This is a genomic window from Mycobacterium gallinarum, from assembly GCF_010726765.1.
Classification (GTDB): domain Bacteria; phylum Actinomycetota; class Actinomycetes; order Mycobacteriales; family Mycobacteriaceae; genus Mycobacterium; species Mycobacterium gallinarum.
On record NZ_AP022601.1, the window covers coordinates 5,082,368 to 5,097,373 of the forward strand.

Annotated in this window: 16 protein-coding genes; 9 read left to right on the forward strand and 7 right to left on the reverse strand. The window is 66.9% G+C overall.

What is annotated here, in order from left to right:
- Position 1: 1 nt before the first annotated feature.
- From G6N42_RS24975 to G6N42_RS24990, 4 genes are read right to left on the reverse strand one after another with little or no spacing between them, the layout of a single operon-like run.
- Complete coding sequence (locus G6N42_RS24975) at positions 2-853, reverse strand: CDP-alcohol phosphatidyltransferase family protein (protein WP_174262159.1); 852 nt, start codon at positions 851-853, stop codon at positions 2-4.
- The gene (locus G6N42_RS24980; protein WP_163734349.1) at positions 850-1,587 is read right to left on the reverse strand and encodes a phosphatidylserine decarboxylase; all 738 of its coding nucleotides are present in this window, start codon (positions 1,585-1,587) and stop codon (positions 850-852) included. Before G6N42_RS24980 ends, G6N42_RS24975 begins: the two co-directional genes overlap by 4 nt.
- Positions 1,588-1,628: 41 nt before the next feature.
- Positions 1,629-2,852: a molybdopterin molybdotransferase MoeA gene (gene moeA / locus G6N42_RS24985; RefSeq protein WP_163734351.1), complete on the reverse strand. Its 1,224-nt coding sequence runs from the start codon at positions 2,850-2,852 to the stop codon at positions 1,629-1,631.
- Positions 2,852-3,763 carry an SDR family NAD(P)-dependent oxidoreductase gene (locus G6N42_RS24990; protein WP_163734354.1) on the reverse strand — a complete coding sequence of 304 codons (912 nt, stop codon included), beginning with the start codon at positions 3,761-3,763 and terminating at the stop codon, positions 2,852-2,854. Before G6N42_RS24990 ends, moeA begins: the two co-directional genes overlap by 1 nt.
- A 53-nt stretch (positions 3,764-3,816) precedes the next feature.
- On the opposite strand from G6N42_RS24990, the gene G6N42_RS24995 reads away from it, so the two are divergent.
- The 7 genes from G6N42_RS24995 to G6N42_RS25025 are packed head-to-tail and all read left to right on the forward strand — an operon-like array spanning position 3,817 to position 9,089.
- The gene (locus tag G6N42_RS24995) at positions 3,817-4,290 is read left to right on the forward strand and encodes a nitroreductase family deazaflavin-dependent oxidoreductase (protein ID WP_163734357.1); all 474 of its coding nucleotides are present in this window, start codon (positions 3,817-3,819) and stop codon (positions 4,288-4,290) included.
- 19 nt (positions 4,291-4,309) lie between these two features.
- Positions 4,310-4,786, forward strand: a complete 477-nt coding sequence (locus G6N42_RS25000) for a PH domain-containing protein (RefSeq protein WP_174262160.1) — start codon at positions 4,310-4,312, stop codon at positions 4,784-4,786.
- 41 nt (positions 4,787-4,827) lie between these two features.
- Entirely contained in the window at positions 4,828-6,237 is a 1,410-nt protein-coding gene (locus G6N42_RS25005) for a PH domain-containing protein (RefSeq protein WP_163738194.1), read from the forward strand.
- Positions 6,238-6,284: 47 nt separating this feature from the next.
- Positions 6,285-7,100: an HAD-IIA family hydrolase gene (locus G6N42_RS25010; RefSeq protein ID WP_163734360.1), complete on the forward strand. Its 816-nt coding sequence runs from the start codon at positions 6,285-6,287 to the stop codon at positions 7,098-7,100.
- A gap of 2 nt (positions 7,101-7,102) precedes the next feature.
- Entirely contained in the window at positions 7,103-7,384 is a 282-nt protein-coding gene (locus tag G6N42_RS25015) for an addiction module protein (protein WP_232076308.1), read from the forward strand.
- A gap of 36 nt (positions 7,385-7,420) precedes the next feature.
- Positions 7,421-7,924: an SRPBCC family protein gene (locus G6N42_RS25020; protein ID WP_163734363.1), complete on the forward strand. Its 504-nt coding sequence runs from the start codon at positions 7,421-7,423 to the stop codon at positions 7,922-7,924.
- A 31-nt stretch (positions 7,925-7,955) separates the two neighbouring features.
- A complete protein-coding gene (locus tag G6N42_RS25025; RefSeq protein ID WP_163734366.1) occupies positions 7,956-9,089 on the forward strand; it encodes a BTAD domain-containing putative transcriptional regulator in 1,134 nt (377 codons plus the stop codon).
- Here the strand turns inward: G6N42_RS25025 and G6N42_RS25030 are convergent, their stop codons facing one another.
- From G6N42_RS25030 to G6N42_RS25040, 3 genes are all read right to left on the reverse strand, one after another.
- Complete coding sequence (locus G6N42_RS25030; RefSeq protein ID WP_163734369.1) at positions 9,090-10,805, reverse strand: DEAD/DEAH box helicase; 1,716 nt, start codon at positions 10,803-10,805, stop codon at positions 9,090-9,092.
- Between the two features lie 93 nt (positions 10,806-10,898).
- On the reverse strand, positions 10,899-11,405 hold the full coding sequence (locus G6N42_RS25035) for a cupin domain-containing protein (protein WP_163734372.1): 507 nt from the start codon (positions 11,403-11,405) through the stop codon (positions 10,899-10,901).
- 87 nt (positions 11,406-11,492) lie between these two features.
- Positions 11,493-12,419 (reverse strand): SDR family NAD(P)-dependent oxidoreductase, encoded by a 927-nt coding sequence (locus G6N42_RS25040; RefSeq protein ID WP_163734376.1) that lies wholly within the window; start codon positions 12,417-12,419, stop codon positions 11,493-11,495.
- Between the two features lie 99 nt (positions 12,420-12,518).
- On the opposite strand from G6N42_RS25040, the gene G6N42_RS25045 reads away from it, so the two are divergent.
- Together G6N42_RS25045 and groL are read left to right on the forward strand one after the other, a co-directional pair.
- Positions 12,519-13,082: a TetR/AcrR family transcriptional regulator gene (locus G6N42_RS25045; protein ID WP_163734379.1), complete on the forward strand. Its 564-nt coding sequence runs from the start codon at positions 12,519-12,521 to the stop codon at positions 13,080-13,082.
- A 180-nt stretch (positions 13,083-13,262) separates the two neighbouring features.
- A complete protein-coding gene (gene groL, locus G6N42_RS25050) occupies positions 13,263-14,888 on the forward strand; it encodes a chaperonin GroEL (RefSeq protein ID WP_083124148.1) in 1,626 nt (541 codons plus the stop codon).
- The last annotated feature ends 118 nt before the right edge of the window (positions 14,889-15,006 follow it).

The following is a 15,006-nucleotide window of genomic DNA, read 5'->3' on the forward strand; positions in this document are numbered from 1 at the left end:
GTCAGGAGCCCGGCCTGCGCAATCCGAGTCGCATCACCGATCGCCGGTGCGGCTGCGCGCGACGAATCGCCCGCCGAGCCGCCCGCTGTTGTCGAGGTTTGTCGTCCCAGACTTCGGGATGGGCCGCCAGGAAGCGCCGGGTTCGGATCGCGAACGGAATGTGGATGACGTACCCGAGGATGATCGCCAGGATCACGAGGTAGCCGTAGAGGATCGACGCGGCGACCAGGATCGCGACCGCCACCAGAAGCGGAGCCACCATGTTCGGTGACACTGAGAAGGTGTGGATCTTGCGCATCGGCAGGGTGCTGACCGTCAAGAGCGAGACGCCGATCATCCAGATGACGACGGCGATTTCAGAGGTCCACCAGCCGTCGCCGAACTGCATCTTGGCAGCCAGCGGGCCGATCGCGCCGATCGCTCCGGCGGGGGCGGGCATGCCGACGAAGTACTTGCTCTCGTAGGCGGGCTTGGCGACGTCGAGCATCGCGTTGAAACGGGCCAGCCGCAACACGATGCACACCGCGTACAGCAACACCACGATCCAGCCGACCCGGGACGACGACAGCAGCGTCGCGTAGACGATGAATGCCGGTGCGACACCGAAATTCACCGCATCGGCGAGCGAGTCGATCTCCTCGCCCATTCGGGACGTGGCCTTCAGGATCCGGGCCATCCGGCCGTCGAGTGCGTCGAGTATCGCCGCGACGGCCAAAAACGCCATCGACTCTGTCGGTCTGCCGTCGAGTGCGAATTTCACCGAACTCAAGCCCAGACAGATGGCTGTCACGGTCATGGCGCTGGGCAGGATGCGCAGACTGATGACCGGCGTCTTGACGCGGGGTTTGATCACGAAGCGTCTCCGGCCGCGACATCAGACGCGGGAGCCTCTGGCAACTCGGCCAATATCGTCTCTCCGCCGAGGGCGCGCTGGCCGAGGGAGACCAGGACGTTGGAGCCGGCGGGCAGGTAGGTGTCGAGCCGAGATCCGAACCTGATCAGGCCATAGGTGTCGCCCATCGCGAGTTTGTCGCCCACCTTCGTGTCACACACGATGCGGCGGGCCACCAGGCCGGCGATCTGCACGGCGATCACCTGCGCGCCTTCCGGGCTGCGGATGACGACGCTGTTTCGTTCGTTGAGTTCGCTGGCGGCCTCCAGTTCGGCCGAATGAAACTTCCCTGGCCGGTGCGAGACCGCGATCACCTCACCGCCGATCGGGGCGCGCTGCACGTGGGCGTCCAAGATCGACAAGAAGATGCTGACCCGCGGCAATGGCGTTGAGGGCAGGCCGAGTTCGGCGGGCGGCACCGCCTCCTGGATCAGGCAGACCAGTCCGTCTGCGGGCGCCACGACAAGGCCGGGACGGGTTGGTGGCACCCGCGGCGGGTGCCGGAAGAATGCGGCATTGGCCGCGGCGGACGCGAGCCCGGCGCGCCGCAGCCAGCGGCTGCGGTACCCCAGCGCGGCGACCGCGAGGCTCGCGCCGACGAACGGTAGGCCCGCCGGGTGCATCGGAGGTACGGAGGAGCGCACCAGCGCGGCAAACCGCGCGGGGCCGGATTGAATGTCGGGGCGTCTGGCCATCGTGGGCCGATTCTACGGGCGGAGCGCGTCGCCAATAGGGCTTAGGTCAAGTCCCAGATCTGAACATCGGATCCGCCGGCCAGTTCGGCAACGTCCTCATCGATCTCCAACAGACAGTTCGCCGACGCGAGCCAGCGCAGGTGGTGCGATGCGGGCGGTCCGTAACTGGTGACCGTGCCCGCAACCGAATCGAACACGCCGCGCCGGAATTGGCGCTTCCCCCGCGGTGACGTGAGGTCCTCGATCAGGACGGCGGAACGCCGCGGCCGATCGGGATGCGGCAGCCCCATCGCACTTCGCACCGGAGCACGCAGGAACACCTCGAAAGACACCAGCGCGCTGACCGGGTTGCCCGGCAGCGTGATGATCGGCGTGCCGTCCACGACGCCCGAGCCCTGTGGCATGCCGGGCTGCATCGCGACCTTGACGAACTCCACCTCGCCGGCCAGGCCCGATGTCGCCTGCCCTCCGGCTCCGAGCGCGTCCTTGACGACCTCATATGCGCCGGCGCTCACCCCGCCGGTCGTGATGATGAGGTCGGCGTCGCTCCTGTGACGGATCAGCGCGTCACGAAACGCGGCGACGTCGTCTCCGGTCGTCGGTGACGCCACCACCTCGGCCCCGGCCTCGCGCAGCGCCGCGGCCAGCATCACCGCGTTGGATTCGTAGATCTGACCCGGCTGCAGCGGCGTGCCGGGCGGTACGAGTTCCGATCCGGTCGACATCACCAGCACCCGTTGCCGAGGAATGACCGTCAGCTCACCCAATCCGAGCGCGGCGGCCAACCCCACCGCCGCGGGGGTGACGACCTGCCCTGCCCGCAGCACGGTGGTGCCCGAGGTGACGTCCTCGCCCGCGCGTCGAATGTGTTGGCCGAGTTTGGCACTCGCACGGATCTCCACGGTGTCGGTCGCGGCGTTGGTGGCCTCAACAGGCACCACAGCGGTAGCGCCCTGCGGCAGCGGTGCGCCGGTCATGATCCGGTGTGCGGTCCCCGATGTGAGTGTGAGCGGGTCGGTGCGGCCGGCCGGGATGTCCTCGGCGACGGGCAGCAGCACGGGCTGCGCCGCCGTGGCGGTCGAGACGTCCTCGGCCACAACGGCATAGCCGTCCATTGCGGAGTTGTCGAAACCGGGCAGCGACAGCGGCGCCACCACATCGTCGGCCAGGACCAGCCCCAGCGAGTCGGCGAGCGCGACGGCGATCGGCGTCCGGCGGCGGATCAGGCCAGCGACGACACGCTGATGTTCCTCGACGGACCGCATCAGACTCCGAAGGTCACGCCGGTCAGTTCCTCGGAGACCGTCCACAACCGACGCTGAATGGCCTCGTCGTGTGACTGTGCGCTCGAGGCAACCACTTTGGGATTTCCCTTGGCCTCGCCGATGCCGTCGGGACCGTAATACTGGCCGCCCTGTGCACCCGGATCGGTGGCCGCGCGAAGGGTCGGCAACGCCCCCATCTCGGCGGGTTGGGCCACGACCTTCCACAGCGAATCCGGGATGAAGCCCGGCAGGTGCCGCATGAGTTCGGTGTCGGAGAAACCAGGGTGCGCGGCGAGGGCCACGGTCGGGGCGCCCTTCGCCGCGAGACGACGCTGCAGCTCGTAGGTGAACATCAGGTTGGCGAGTTTGGACTGGCCGTAGGCCTTGACGCGGTTGTAACTGTGCTCCCAGTTCAGGTCGTCGAAACGGATCTTGGCCATGATCCGGTGACCGACGCTACTGACCGTCACCACGCGGGAGCCGTCGACTCCGATCAGGTTGTCGAGCAGCAGACCGGTGAGCGCGAAGTGGCCGAGGTGGTTGGTGCCGAATTGCATTTCGAAGCCGTCGCTGGTGGCTTCGCGGGTCGGCACGTACATCACCCCCGCGTTGTTGATCAGCAGGTCGATGCGCGGATAGGCCGACCGCATGACCTCGGCGGCCTTGCGGGTGTTGTCCAGCGACGACAGGTCGAGTTCCTGCAGGGCGACCTGGGCATTGGGATGTGTCCGCTGGATGCGCCCGAGGGCCTCGTTGCCCTTGTCGAGGTTGCGCACCGCCATGACGACCTGCGCACCCTTGCCGGCGAGGAGAGCCGCCGTGTCGTATCCGAGGCCGCTGTTCGCGCCGGTGACGATCGCGACGCGACCGGATTGATCGGGTATGTCGGCCGCGGTCCATTTGGCACCCATGCGATCAACATACTGAAGCCCTGCTGCCTTGCGCCGCCGGTTACTTTCGTTCTATGCGAGTGGTTGCGGTGATCATCGGCACGCTGTTCGGTGCGGTCCTGGTGTTGTTGGGGCTGCTGGTGGCAGGCATGCGTTGGCAGGTCACCCCGGTGGTGAACACGGTGCGACGAATGAACCGCTGGTTGACGAATCCGCGGGTGATGCGCACGGCGGGCAGCGCGGGAACGCAGACGTCGGTCATCGAGCACATCGGACGTCGTTCGGCCAAGACCCATGAGACACCGGTCGACATCATCGAGACCACAACCCGGCTTCTCATCGCGCTGCCTTACGGCGCGCGCACCGACTGGCTGCGCAATGTGCTGGCCGCCGGTTCCGCCACCGTCGTGTCCGGCGGAGAGCGCATCCCGGTAGTACGGCCGGCCGTCGTGGCGACCGCCGATGTCGAGGAGTTGATCCCGGCGCGGACGCTGCGGACGTTGCGGCTGTTCGGGGTGAGCCAGTGTCTGAGTCTCGAGAAATCGTGACCTCGTGAACGTGCTGACCATGAGGGATCCCGCGAATCCGCCGAGTCGCAAGGCGCCGCTGGTGTGGGCGCTCGGCGCGCTGATTCCGTGGGCCTTGTTGGCACTCGCCCAGCTGGTGTGGTTCGTCGTCGACCACCGCACGTGGTGGGTGCATGCAGTCGCCGCGGCGGTCACGGCGATTTGTGTCCTCCTGTTCGTTGTCGTGGTTCCCATGTGGCGCTTCCGAGTTCATCGCTGGGACGTCACTCCCGAGGCGGTGTACACGCGCTCGGGGTGGCTTGTGCAGGAGCGCCGCATCGCGCCGGTATCGCGGGTGCAGACCGTCGACACCGAACGCGGACCCCTGGACCGGCTGTTCGGGCTCGCGAACGTGACCGTGACGACGGCGTCGTCGGCCGGTGCGGTGCGCATCGTGGCCCTGGATGTCGATGTCGCGGACCGCGTCGTCGCCCAACTCACCGACATCGCGGCGATCGGGGCCGAGGACGCGACGTGAATTCCCCGACCGGCGCCGAGTGGAGTCGGCTGAGCGCCCGCATGCTGCTGGTGCACCCCGTTCACGAAGTGCTGCGCCAGATCCCGGTGATCATCGGGACGGTCGTGCTGGGCTCTGCCACCGGCAATCCGATGTATGCGGTCGCCGTTCTGGTGGTCACGGTGGGTATCGGGCTCGCACGTTGGTTCACCACGAGCTACCGCATCGGCCCCGGCGAGGTGCAGCTGCGCAAGGGGATTGTGCAGCGCAAAGTTCTTTCGATGCCGCGCAACAGGATTCGTTCGGTGTCCACCGACGCGAGGTTGCTGCACCGGCTGCTCGACCTGACCGTGGTACGGGTCAGCACCGGGCAGGAAGCAATGGGAGACAGTGTTTTCGCGCTCGACGCGGTCGCTGCCGCGGAAGCGCCGAGGCTGCGCGCCATGCTGCTGGCCGGATCGTTGGCAGTCGATGAGCATCAGGGCGCCACGCCGGGTAGCGTGCTCGCGCGTTGGCACCCGTCGTGGCTGCGGTACAGCCCGCTGAGCTTCACCGGCCTGGCGATGATCGCGGCCGCCGTCGGAATCGCATATCAGGTGGGAGCAGCTGCGGCGCTGCGGGATTCGCGGATCGAGCAGTCGGGCGCGGCCATCGCTGATCGCTTCGGCGTAGCAGCCGCCATCGCCGCAGGCGCGGTCGTGGTGCTCGTCGCGTCCGTCGTGCTGTCGGTCGCGCAGTCCCTGCTGAGCTACGCGAACCTCGACCTGCGCCGCGACGCCGACGTCCTGCACCTCAAGCACGGGCTGCTGCGGGTGCGGGAGCACACGTTCGACATGCGCAGGCTACGGGGCGGAACGCTGCGGGAACCGCTGCTGGTCAGGCTGTTTGGCGGTGCCCGTCTCGATGCGGTGATGACGGGTGTCGGCGGCGCGGGCGAAGCGTCGATGCTGTTGCCGCCGTGTCCGAGGTCGACCGCGCAGACGGTCCTGGGCGATTTGATCGCGCGACCCGACGCGGTCACCGGCACGCTGCGCCGCCACGGGCCCGCCGCGACCCGCAGACGCTGGACCCGTGCGCTGGCGTGTCCTGCGATCGTCGCTGTCGTCCTGGTGGTCGTGCTGGTGCCGGTCTGGGTATGGGTGGCATGGGCGGTGCTCACCGTGTGCTGTGCGCTGCTCGCCCTGGACCGGTCGCGGTCGCTCGGGCATCTGGTGAGCGACGGCTGGTTGGTCGCGCGCACGGGGAGCCTGCAGCGCAGGCGTGACTGCATCGCGGCGCCCGGCATCATCGGATGGACGGTGCGCCAAACCTTCATGCAGCGCCGGGCCGGTGTCGCCACGCTGATCGCCGCGACCGCGGCGGGCGTCAAGCACTATCAGGTGATCGACATACCGGCCGGGCTGGCGTGGACGATCGTCGGCGAAGCGTCCCCGTGGGTCGCCGACACCAGGTGGGCGCGCTCCGGCGAATAGGGGTGGGTCCGACTTGCGCTGAGACGATCGCCGTTTACTGTCGGGCAATGGCAATCGGTGGTGTGTTGTTCGACATCGACGGCGTCCTGGTGACGTCGTGGAAGCCGATCGCCGGTGCCGCGGAGACGCTGCGGGCCCTCGCCGACCATCAGGTCGCCTGCTCGTACCTGACCAACACCACGACCAGGACGCGGGCGCAGATCGCCGAATTGCTCAACGACGCCGGGATGGCCGTGCGCGCCGACGAGGTGATCACTGCCGCTGTGCTGACCGCCGAGTACGTCCGCCACAACTTCCCCGATGCGCGATGTTTCCTCGTCAACAGCGGGCAGATTGCCGAGGACATGCCCGGTATCGATATCGAGTACTCGAGCGACTTCAGCGGACCCACTGCACCGGAGCGCCCCGACGTGGTGATTCTCGGCGGGGCGGGACCGGAGTACAGCCATCTGACGCTGTCGTGGGTCTACGACTGGATGGCTCAGGGGGTTCCGGTGGTGGCGATGCACCGCAGCACGGTGTGGACGACGACCGATGGTTTGCGCGTGGATACCGGCATGTACCTGATCGGTATGGAGCAGACCTCCGGCCGGAAAGCGACTGCGGTCGGAAAGCCTGCGCCAGAGGGATTCCTTGCCGCCGCAAGCCGACTCGGCGTCGACCCCGACGAGATGTACATGATCGGCGACGACCTCAACAACGACGTGCTGCCCGCACAGGTCGTCGGCATGTCCGGAGTGTTGGTGCGCACCGGCAAGTTTCGTCAGGACACGCTCGACCGGTGGGCGGCCGATGAGTTCGCGATGCAACCCAACCACGTCATCGACTCGGTCGCGGACCTACCGCAGTTGCTGGGGCTGTAGCGTTGCCGGAGCCGGGGATCTGGGTGCGCGTCGAACGGATGCTGTTCGATCGCGGCATCAACACATTCCTGGAGCTCGCGTTGTGGATCGCGTTGATGTACATCGTGATCGGCGTCGGCTACACGATTTTTCACATCGAGCTGATGGGTCAGCTGCAGCAAGCGCTCACGGGTGCGTTCCCGATTTTCTCCGACATCGCAGCGCTGGTGGTGATGGTCATCGCCTGGCCGTTCCTGTGGGTCACGTCCTTTCTCTGCGGTGTCGCGGGCTGCGGTCTGTTCTGACGGTGAGTTTTGGCGGCCGTGGCGGTCGGTACGCATATGACCGATCAACACGTGAACGCCGTCACGACCGTCAACGCGCCCGCCGAAGTGGTCTTCGACGTGCTGGCCGACCCGTCGACACACCCGGCGATCGACGGCACCGGATGGGTGCGCGACGCACTCGATCCCCAGCGTCTGACCGACGTGGGCCAGATTTTCCGGATGGCGATGTATCACGACAACCACCCCGAAAAGGATTACGAGATGGCCAACCGGGTCGAGGTGATCGACCCCCCGCGGGCCCTCGCCTGGCAGCCCGGGCAGGGCCCGGACCAGCGCGGATACCTGATGGGTGGCAACGAGCTCGCATTTGGCGGGTGGATCTGGCGCTACGATCTCGAAGCGGACGGGCCTGGCCGGACGCGGGTGACGTTGACCTACGACTGGTCGGGGGTGCCGCCGCAAATGCGCGACATCGAGTTCCCGCCGTTCGAGGTCGACCACTTGGACAACTCGCTGAAGAACCTGGCCCGGCTGGCCGAGCGCCGTATCGTTAGCTGACGTCACTTCACGCTGATGGGTAGGACAGCCGATGCCGCAGAGAGGCCCAGTGTTTGGTCTTCTCGGACCGTTGCAAATGACGGTCGACGACACCGTGGTGCCGATCGGCACGCCGAAACAGCGAGCGGTGCTGGCGTCGCTGGTGATGAACCGTAATCGGCCGGTGGCAGCGGATTCCCTGATCAACGCCGTCTGGGGTGAGGATGCCCCAGCCGAAGCGCGCGCGAGCCTGCACGCCTACGTGTCCAATCTGCGTCGGCTCCTCGGATCGGTCGGTGTGGACGGGCGGAGCATGCTCGAGAAGGTCTCGCCGGGATACCGGCTCAACATCGACGAGTTGAGCGTCGACCTGGGGAGGTTCATCCGCGAGCGGAACGCGGGCGTCCAGGCCGCGACGGCCGGCCGGTTCGACAAGGCGAGCAGTCACTATTCGAACGCGTTGGCCCAGTGGCGCGGTGACGTGCTCGAAGACCTGCGGGCTTTCGACTTCGTCTCGGTTTTCGCCACGGCCATGACCGACGAGAAGATCGCCACCCACATCGCCCTCGCCGAATCCGAGATCGCTTGCGGGCGCGCGAAGCTGATCACGGGGGAGCTGGAGCGGCTGGTCGCCGAACATCCCTTCCGCGAGCCGGCCTGGGAGCAGCTGATGATCGCGTACTACGTCTCGGCGCGACAGTCGGATGCCCTCGACGCGTATCAGCGCCTGAAGACCGTGCTGGCCGACGAGCTCGGAATCGACCCGAGCCGGGCGCTGCGCGACCTGCATGAGCGGATCCTGCGGCAGGAGCCGATGGACGCCAAACCCCCGCCCGACACCACACTCGCGGGTACGTTCATCAGCCTGGCCAACCGCACCGCCATCAACACCGGCAAGGAGCGTGCCCAACTGCGGGCGGCTACCGGTGAGTGCTATCCGGTGAAGGGTGTGGCCACCAGGATCGGGCGACGATCGGACAACGACATCGCCCTCAACGATCCGAGGGTCAGTCGCCACCACGCCGTGATCATCGACACGGGTACCAGTTTCGTGCTCATCGATGCGCGCTCGGCCAACGGCGTCGAGCTGGACCACAAGCGAATTCGCGGCAGCGCCCCGCTCAGTGACGGGTGCCATGTACGCATCGGCGAAAGCGATTTCCGCTTCGAGCTGTCGCCCCGGTAATCAGAGGGTGCGGACCGCCTCGATACGGGCGAGCAGATGGCCGGTCGTCGCCGCCGCCATCGGCGGGCCGCCACAGATTCTGCGCAACTCGTTGTGGATCCACCCGTGCGGCTTCCCGGTGCGGTGGTGCGCGATCGATACCAGTGCGTTGAGTTCGCGGCGAAGCTCGCGCAACTGTCCGTGCTTCGAGGGGCGGAAATTCAGAGGAGAAGCCGTGCTCGAATCAATGTCGCCGGCTGCGCGGCTCCGGCGGTCGAGCTGCTCCTCCTGCCGGCGCCGCAACAGATCGCGCATCTGTTCGGCGTCGAGCAGGCCGGGGATGCCGAGATAGTCGGCCTCCTCCTCACTGCCGGCCGGCGTCGCCGTGCCGAATGAGGACCCATCGAAGATCACCTGATCGAGCTCCGCGTCGGCGCCCAGCATCTCGAAGCCGTTGTCCAGTTCGGTGGACTCGTCTTTCTGCTTCTCGGCGTCTGCGAGCAGATCGTCGTCGAGGCCATCCGACTCGCGGTCCGGCTTGCCGAGCACGTGATTGCGCTGCGCCTCCATCTCGCTGGCGAGGAGCAACAGGTTGGGCACCGAGGGAAGGAAGACGCTGGCTGTCTCGCCGGGCCGACGTGACCGGACGAACCGACCGATCACCTGCGCGAAGAACAGCGGCGTCGACGCGCTCGTCGCATAGACCCCGACCGCCAGCCGTGGTACGTCCACGCCCTCGGACACCATCCGCACCGCGACCAACCAGCGGCTGGTGCCCTTTGCGAAGGCGGAGATGCGGTCGGAAGAACCCTTGTCGTCCGACAGCACGACCGTGGGTACCTCACCGGTGATCCGGGTCAGGAGTTCGGCGTACGCCCGCGCCGCCGTTTGGTCGGAGGCGATGATCATGCCGCCGGCGTCGGGCACGTGCTGACGCTTCTGCTGTAGGCGTTTGTCGGCGGCCGCGATCACGGCGGGCATCCACTCACCGGCGGGGTTGAGTGCGGTGCGCCAGGCCCGCGCCGTCTGCTCCGCGTTGAGCGGCTCGCCGAGGCGCGCCGAGTGCTCTTCGCCGGCGCTGTCGCGCCATCGCGACTCACTCGAGTAGGCCATGAAAACCACGGGGCGGACGACTCCGTCAGCCAACGCGTCGCTGTAGCCGTAGGTGTGGTCGGCCTGCGAGCGCAACAGGCCGTCGGCGCCGCGCTCGTAGTTGATGAAGGGGATCGGGCTGTCGTCGCTGCGGAACGGCGTGCCGGTCAGCGACAGCCGTCGCGTGGCGTCGCCGAACGCCTCGCGGATCGCCTCACCCCAACTCTTCGCGTCGCCGCCGTGGTGGATCTCGTCGAATATGACGAGTGTGCGGCGATTCTCGGTTCGTACGCGATGGCGCGACGGATGCTTGGCGACCTGGGCGTAGGTGACGACGACACCGTGGTACTCCGACGACGTCTGTGCTGAGGAGTTGGAGAACTTCGGGTCGAGCGCGATGCCGACACCGGCGGCGGCCATCGCCCACTGAATCTTGAGGTGCTCGGTCGGCACGACGACGGTGATCTGGTCGACGACGCGCTCGGAAAGAAGTTCTCCGGCGATCCGCAGGGCAAACGCCGTCTTGCCCGCCCCCGGTGTGGCGACCGCCAGGAAATCACGCGGCGCAGCGGTGAGATACCGCACCAATGCCCGACGCTGCCAGCCCCGCAAAGCCTGGGTGTCGGGCGCTGCATAAGCCCGCACCCAAAGCTCCTTGTTCTGATCGGAACGCGATCGGAATGAGCCTAGCGCAACGGATTACGCCTACGCACGTTTCGGCGTGTCGGCTACCGCGTGTCATTCGACGGAGTGGTTGTCGTTCTTGATGAACCACTCGGCGCGCTCCTCGTCGGACAGGTCGGCCAGGTGCGCGAAGCCCTCGAAGTAGGCCTCTCTGGGTGCGCCGGGAGCAAACAGCATCAGCAGCGAGACGGACGCGTCGGCCTCGTTGCGGAAGCCGTGGATGCCGCCCGGTGGCACGTAGAGAAAGTCGTTCGGATGGCCGTCGATCCAGTCGGTGCCATCGTAGAGCCTCACGGTCCCCGACAGGACGAAGAAGGCCTCCGACATGGTGCGGTGGAAGTGCGGGCCCGGCCCGCCGCCGTTGGGGGCGATGTCGACGCGGTACAGGCCGTAATCGCCGTCGGTGGATTCTTGGTTGGCCAGATAGTGGTACTTCACGAGGCCGAATTCGTAGTCCGGCGGGTCAGTGCCGGGCCTCAGGCGGGCACTGACCTCCGGTTCGTCTTTGGTGTAGCGGGCCGGCGGATACGGGGGCACGTTTCGCGGATCCCAGAGTGACATCGCTTGTGATGCTAGCGGTGAAACTCTCTCGGAGCGGCCATCTTTCGGCAAAAATGCCAGTATCCGCGCCCCCTCCGCCGAATCACCTCATCGTGGCAGTGGGGGCGTGACTGGGGACTCCACCGACGTGAGTTCCTCGGAGACCGCCCAAAGCCTGCGCTGCGCGTCGACGTCGTGCGATGCCCTGCTGGAGGCCACCACCACGGGGTAGCCGCGCTGCTCGGCGAAGCCGTCGGGGCCGAAATACTGCCCGCCGAGCACGCCGGGATCAGTGGCTGCCCGCAGCGTCGGAAGAGCGCCCATGGCGGCGTCCTGGAATAGCGGTTCCAGCAGGCCGGACGCTGCGCCGAGCAGTGGTGGCAGATTGCGGGTCAGCTCGGTCCGCGATCCACCGGGATGGGCGGCGGCGGCGATGGTGTCCGTGCCGGCCAGTCGCCGCTGCAGTTCGTAGGTGAACATCAGGTTGGCCAGCTTCGACTGCCCGTAGGCGAGGTAGCGGTTGTAGCTTTGCTCCCACTGGAGGTCATCGAAACGGATGCCGTTACGGGCGAAGCGATGGCCCACGCTGCTGACCGTGACGATGCGCGACCCGGGCGTCTCGAGCACCCGGTCGAGGAGCAGTCCGGTGAAGGCGAAGTGGCCCAGATGGTTGGTGCCGAACTGCAATTCGAAGCCGTCCTTGGTCGTCGACTTCGGCGTGAACATCACTCCGGCGTTGTTGATCAGCAAGTCGAGCATGTCGTGGGTGGACTTGAGTTGTTCGGCGGCAGCACGAATGGATTCCAGCGACGTCAGGTCGAGTTGTTGCAGGTCCACGCGGGCGGCGGGGGTGGCTTGTTCGATGCGGCGGACGGCTTCCTGCCCTTTGTCGAGATTGCGTACGGCCAGCACGACGTGCGCGCCCTTGGCGGCGAGCGCCGCGGCGGTCTCGTATCCCAGGCCGGTGTTGGCGCCCGTGATCACCGCCGTGCGGCCAGTCTGGTCAGGGATATCGGCGGTATTCCAATTGGACATCGGGTCTCCTCGGTAGAGTATTAAGCGGAGCGTACGCCCCGGTTGATGACAAGTATACGGAACGAGCGCCCCGCTTAATCCATTCCCGAGGGGACAAAGGTGACCGAGACCGCCCGACCGTTGCGCGCGGACGCGGCCCGCAACCGCGCCCGGGTGCTCGAGGTCGCCTACGAGACCTTCGCGAGCGAGGGGCTTTCGGTGCCCATCGACGAGATCGCCCGGCGGGCGGGCGTCGGGGCGGGCACCGTCTACCGCCACTTCCCGACCAAGGAGGACCTGTTCCGGGCCGTCGTGGAGGACAGGATTCGGGGCATCATCGGCGAAGGCCGCAGTCTGCTGACGGCCGGAGACCCAGCGACTGCGCTGTTCGAATTCCTGCGGTCGATGGTGTTGAAGTGGGGGGCGACCGATCGGGGCCTCAGCGAGGCGCTGGCGGGGGTCGGTATCGACGTCGAGAAGGCGATGCCCGAGGCGGAGGGCGAGTTTTACGCCATGCTCGGTGACCTGCTGCTTGCCGCCCAGGAGGCGGGTGTGGTGCGCCGTGATGTTTCGGCACCGGACGTCAAAGCGGTCATGGTCGGGCTGCAAGCCATGCAGACCTACGACGACGAGGCGGCGAAGCGGCTCACCGACGTCGTGCTGGACGGCCTTCGCCCGCGGTGAACGATCTTGCACTCGCCATGGTTGAGTGCTAAAAATGCAGTTGGCACTCGCGACCGGTGAGTGCTAGGTCGGGACGGTGAGGCAGGGGCCGCACACGCGGAGCACATCCCCAGCCGTCCGTCGCGGGCACTGCGCCCGACCGCAAGACGTGCATCCCCAATCCGGAGGAATCACTTCGCAATGGCCAAGACAATTGCGTATGACGAAGAGGCCCGTCGTGGCCTCGAGCGGGGCCTGAACAGCCTCGCCGACGCCGTAAAGGTGACGTTGGGACCCAAGGGCCGCAACGTCGTACTCGAGAAGAAGTGGGGCGCCCCCACGATCACCAACGATGGTGTGTCCATCGCCAAGGAGATCGAGCTGGAGGACCCCTACGAGAAGATCGGCGCTGAGCTGGTCAAAGAGGTCGCCAAGAAGACCGACGACGTCGCGGGCGACGGCACCACCACCGCCACCGTCCTGGCTCAGGCACTCGTTCGCGAGGGTCTGCGCAACGTCGCCGCCGGCGCCAACCCGCTCGGCCTGAAGCGCGGCATCGAGAAGGCCGTCGAGAAGATCACCGAGACGCTGCTCAAGTCGGCCAAAGAGGTCGAGACCAAGGAGCAGATCGCTGCCACCGCCGCCATCTCCGCCGGTGACGTCCAGATCGGTGAGCTGATCGCCGAGGCCATGGACAAGGTCGGCAACGAGGGTGTCATCACCGTCGAGGAGTCCAACACCTTCGGCCTGCAGCTGGAGCTCACCGAGGGCATGCGCTTCGACAAGGGCTACATCTCGGGCTACTTCGTCACCGACGCCGAGCGTCAGGAAGCGGTCCTCGAGGATCCGTACATCCTGCTCGTGTCGTCCAAGGTGTCGACGGTCAAGGACCTGCTTCCGCTGTTGGAGAAGGTCATCCAGTCCGGCAAGCCGCTGCTGATCATCGCCGAGGATGTCGAGGGCGAGGCCCTTTCCACCCTGGTGGTCAACAAGATCCGTGGCACCTTCAAGTCCGTCGCCGTCAAGGCCCCGGGCTTCGGTGACCGCCGCAAGGCCATGCTGCAGGACATCGCGATCCTGACCGGTGGCCAGGTCATCAGCGAAGAGGTCGGCCTCTCGCTGGAGACCGCTGACGTCGCGCTGCTTGGTCAGGCCCGCAAGGTCGTCGTGACCAAGGACGAGACCACGGTCATCGAGGGTGCCGGCGATTCCGACGCGATCGCGGGCCGCGTGGCCCAGATCCGTGCCGAGATCGAGAACAGCGACTCCGACTACGACCGCGAGAAGCTGCAGGAGCGCCTGGCCAAGCTGGCCGGCGGTGTTGCGGTGATCAAGGCCGGCGCTGCCACCGAGGTGGAGCTCAAGGAGCGCAAGCACCGCATCGAGGACGCCGTTCGCAACGCGAAGGCTGCCGTCGAGGAGGGCATCGTCGCCGGTGGTGGCGTGGCGCTGCTGCAGTCGGCTCCGGCGCTCGACGACCTCGGTCTCACGGGCGACGAGGCCACTGGTGCCAACATAGTCCGCGTGGCGCTGTCGGCTCCGCTGAAGCAGATCGCCTTCAACGGTGGGCTCGAGCCCGGCGTTGTCGCCGAGAAGGTCACCAACTCGCCCGCCGGCACCGGCTTGAATGCCGCCACCGGCGAGTACGAGGACCTGCTCAAGGCTGGCGTGGCCGACCCGGTCAAGGTGACGCGTTCGGCGCTGCAGAACGCGGCGTCCATCGCGGCGCTGTTCCTGACCACCGAGGCAGTCGTCGCCGACAAGCCGGAGAAGGCGGCCGCACCTGCGGGCGACCCGACCGGTGGCATGGGCGGCATGGACTTCTAAGTCTGGCTCAACGAAAAGCCCCGGCTCGCTTGTCGAGCCGGGGCTTTTTCGTGTCGACTTCGCGCCGAACGTGGGTTACCCGCACGCCTTTTCACGAAAAGCGTGACACAAGCCCACG

Excerpts from the sequence above, each read along its gene's own strand:
- G6N42_RS25010 (WP_163734360.1), top strand. The coding sequence starts at position 6,285 with ATGGCAATCGGTGGTGTGTTGTTCGACATCGACGGCGTCCTGGTGACG.
- groL (WP_083124148.1), top strand. The coding sequence starts at position 13,263 with ATGGCCAAGACAATTGCGTATGACGAAGAGGCCCGTCGTGGCCTCGAG.
- G6N42_RS25020 (WP_163734363.1), top strand. The coding sequence starts at position 7,421 with ATGACCGATCAACACGTGAACGCCGTCACGACCGTCAACGCGCCCGCC.
- G6N42_RS25005 (WP_163738194.1), top strand. The coding sequence starts at position 4,828 with ATGCTGCTGGTGCACCCCGTTCACGAAGTGCTGCGCCAGATCCCGGTG.
- G6N42_RS24995 (WP_163734357.1), top strand. The coding sequence starts at position 3,817 with ATGCGAGTGGTTGCGGTGATCATCGGCACGCTGTTCGGTGCGGTCCTG.
- moeA (WP_163734351.1), bottom strand. The coding sequence starts at position 2,852 with ATGCGGTCCGTCGAGGAACATCAGCGTGTCGTCGCTGGCCTGATCCGC.
- G6N42_RS25035 (WP_163734372.1), bottom strand. The coding sequence starts at position 11,405 with ATGTCACTCTGGGATCCGCGAAACGTGCCCCCGTATCCGCCGGCCCGC.
- G6N42_RS25000 (WP_174262160.1), top strand. The coding sequence starts at position 4,310 with ATGAGGGATCCCGCGAATCCGCCGAGTCGCAAGGCGCCGCTGGTGTGG.
- G6N42_RS25040 (WP_163734376.1), bottom strand. The coding sequence starts at position 12,419 with ATGTCCAATTGGAATACCGCCGATATCCCTGACCAGACTGGCCGCACG.
- G6N42_RS25025 (WP_163734366.1), top strand. The coding sequence starts at position 7,956 with ATGCCGCAGAGAGGCCCAGTGTTTGGTCTTCTCGGACCGTTGCAAATG.
- G6N42_RS24980 (WP_163734349.1), bottom strand. The coding sequence starts at position 1,587 with ATGGCCAGACGCCCCGACATTCAATCCGGCCCCGCGCGGTTTGCCGCG.
- G6N42_RS24990 (WP_163734354.1), bottom strand. The coding sequence starts at position 3,763 with ATGGGTGCCAAATGGACCGCGGCCGACATACCCGATCAATCCGGTCGC.